The organism is Shigella sp. FC1967, assembly GCF_001743005.1.
In the GTDB taxonomy this organism is placed as follows: domain Bacteria; phylum Pseudomonadota; class Gammaproteobacteria; order Enterobacterales; family Enterobacteriaceae; genus Proteus.
Map to the genome: position 1 here is coordinate 1 of NZ_MIIZ01000849.1, position 2,536 is coordinate 2,536.

Annotated in this window: 2 protein-coding genes and 1 pseudogene; 2 read left to right on the top strand and 1 reads right to left on the bottom strand. The window is 36.4% G+C overall.

What is annotated here, in order from left to right:
* Positions 1 to 46: 46 nt before the first annotated feature.
* On the top strand, positions 47 to 919 hold the full coding sequence (locus BHE89_RS14460) for a fructosamine kinase family protein (RefSeq protein ID WP_069369358.1): 873 nt from the start codon (positions 47 to 49) through the stop codon (positions 917 to 919).
* A 133-nt stretch (positions 920 to 1,052) separates the two neighbouring features.
* Here the strand turns inward: BHE89_RS14460 and BHE89_RS14465 are convergent.
* Positions 1,053 to 1,593 (bottom strand): annotated as a pseudogene (locus tag BHE89_RS14465) (YniB family protein).
* Between the two features lie 200 nt (positions 1,594 to 1,793).
* On the opposite strand from BHE89_RS14465, the gene hxpB reads away from it, so the two are divergent.
* Complete coding sequence (gene hxpB, locus BHE89_RS14470; RefSeq protein ID WP_069369360.1) at positions 1,794 to 2,462, top strand: hexitol phosphatase HxpB; 669 nt, start codon at positions 1,794 to 1,796, stop codon at positions 2,460 to 2,462.
* The last annotated feature ends 74 nt before the right edge of the window (positions 2,463 to 2,536 follow it).

Below are 2,536 nucleotides of genomic sequence, written 5' to 3' on the forward strand. Positions count from 1 at the left end.
TATTTTATTTGGGTCTACTAAGTAAACAACTTTGCGAGGTGTAAGTATGTGGCAGAATATAGGTCGTTTACTGGAATCAAATTTAGGGTTTTCAGCAAAGATAAACGAAAAAATTCACCTTTCTAGTGGTGATATTCATCATACATGGAAAATTTATTATGGTGATACACCTGTTTTTGTGAAATCTAATTTGCGTGAATTTCTGCCTAATTTTAAAAATGAGGCAGAACAACTCGAAATGTTGGCAAAAAGCCAAACAATTCGAATACCTCGAGTTTTTGGTATCGGTAATAGTAAAGATGCCAGTTTTCTACTCCTTGAATTTTTGCCCGTTCAATCATTTACACCTCATAGCGCCTACTGTTTTGGACAACAATTAGCCAGACTCCATCAGTGGGAAGAACAACCTAGCTATGGTTTTGATTTCGATACTCAAATCGATACAACCCCTCAACTCAATAGCTGGGAAAAACGCTGGAATCGCTTTTATTCTGAAAAACGCATTGGTTTTCAGCTACAACTTGCTTCTGAGAAAGGCATGGTTTTTGGGGATATCGACGAGATCACCCAAATTATTAATCATCGTCTTGCTGATCATAATCCACAACCCTCTCTGCTTCACGGCAACTTGTGGCCTAAAAACTGCGCAGCAATTAATCAATCAGAAGGTACCGTTTTCGATCCTGCCTGTTATTGGGGCGATCGAGAGTGTGATATCGCGATGTTACCGCTTTGCACAGCAGTACCTGCAAATATTTTCGATGGCTATCAAAGTGTTTGGCCGCTCTCAGATAAGTTTTTATCTCGTCAGCCTATTTACCAACTCTATTTCTTCCTCAACCGTTGTAATTTATTTGGGGGCGAAGAAAATTATTTAGAAGTCAGAAAAATAATTGATGATCTATTAGCAACACCTTAATCGGAAAAGAATGAAATAGCACTGAGATAAGAACATAAACTAAAAATATAACCTCGCCAGATTCAGTTATGCGAGGTTTATTTTTCCATTCAGTTGATATAAATGAACCGTCCTCGTTCACTTTAAAGCAGTATTACCATCCTAAGAATTTTATCAAGAAATAGCCTATTGCAATAACAATTAGAGGAGATATATAAAGCACCATAATTTGAGTAAATATAGTATGCCGCGGTAATTTAATATTTTGTTGCAACTCCTCAGCCGTTACACCACTTTTTCATTGCACGTTCGATAATAAGCTGATCTTGTATATTTTCTTTCAAGTATTTCACTTGGCGATAAATTCTTAATCCTGATGCGCTGAATGCTAACCCAATAAACATAAAAAGAAAGATAACAAAAAACGTGATATTTTCTTGGCTAAATCCCATTTGTGTATTGGGGATAGGTGAATTTCGCCAGAAAAAATCCAAAAAAGGTGTGTTAAATTGCACCATTTCCGCTAATACACGAAAAAAATCATTAATGACAGCATTTACACCATCGCCATTTGGGCGTTGTATTGCTGCCAATCCTATCAATGATACGGCGGTTGAAATAAAGGCAGGAATAAAAATAAGCCAACCAAGTACACGCTTTAAAATGGCATACAATCCTGCATATTGATAACTCATCACATCCTCACTAGTAGAATTCGTCAATATTTATCTGTTTATCGTAGTCTAATTAACGGCTAATACGACAATAAATTAATAGTAGCTATTCTCTCTATTTATTTTACAAAATAAATAAGAAACTGATTAAAAAAGATTTTCCTTACAACTCTTGCTACAATCGCCACTCGACAACATAGACCTTATTTATGGAGAGTAACATGTCTTTTAAATTCCCTATTGAAGCTGCAATATTTGATATGGATGGTTTATTAATCGACTCTGAACCATTTTGGCAGCAAGCAGAACATGAGGTCTTTGCTGAATTGGGCGTCGACTTATCCCTTGCATCGGCAATGCCCGATATGGTTGGATTAAGAATAAACGAAGTCATTGATTTATGGTATAGAGCATCACCTTGGCAAGGTGTCTCAAAACAAGAAGCAAAACAAGAAATGGTTTCTCGTGTTGTCAAATTGGTTGAAGAAACCAAACCACTATTGCCGGGTGTTGAGCATGCTTTAGAACTTTGCAAATTATCAGGGTTAAAAATTGCACTAGCATCAGCATCGCCTGATTTTATGCTTGAACGCGTACTTGAGTTGTTTAATATTCGTCACTATTTTTCAGCCGTCGTGTCTGCTGATGAATTGCCATACAGCAAACCACACCCTGAAGTTTATCTAAATGCAGCTAAAGCACTTAATCTTGATCCTATCCACTGCGTTTCATTAGAAGACTCTCGCAATGGTATGATTGCTTGTAAAAGCGCAAGAATGCGCTCTATAGTTGTACCGGCAATAGAACAATTTAATGATAAGCAATGGGGCTTGGCTGATGTAAAAATTGCATCACTTAATGAGCTAACACAACTGCATTTATTAGGTTAATTTCCATAAATAAAAAGGATATCCTACTTTGTAAGATATCCTTTTATTCTCTTTTTAATATTCTATTGCCATAT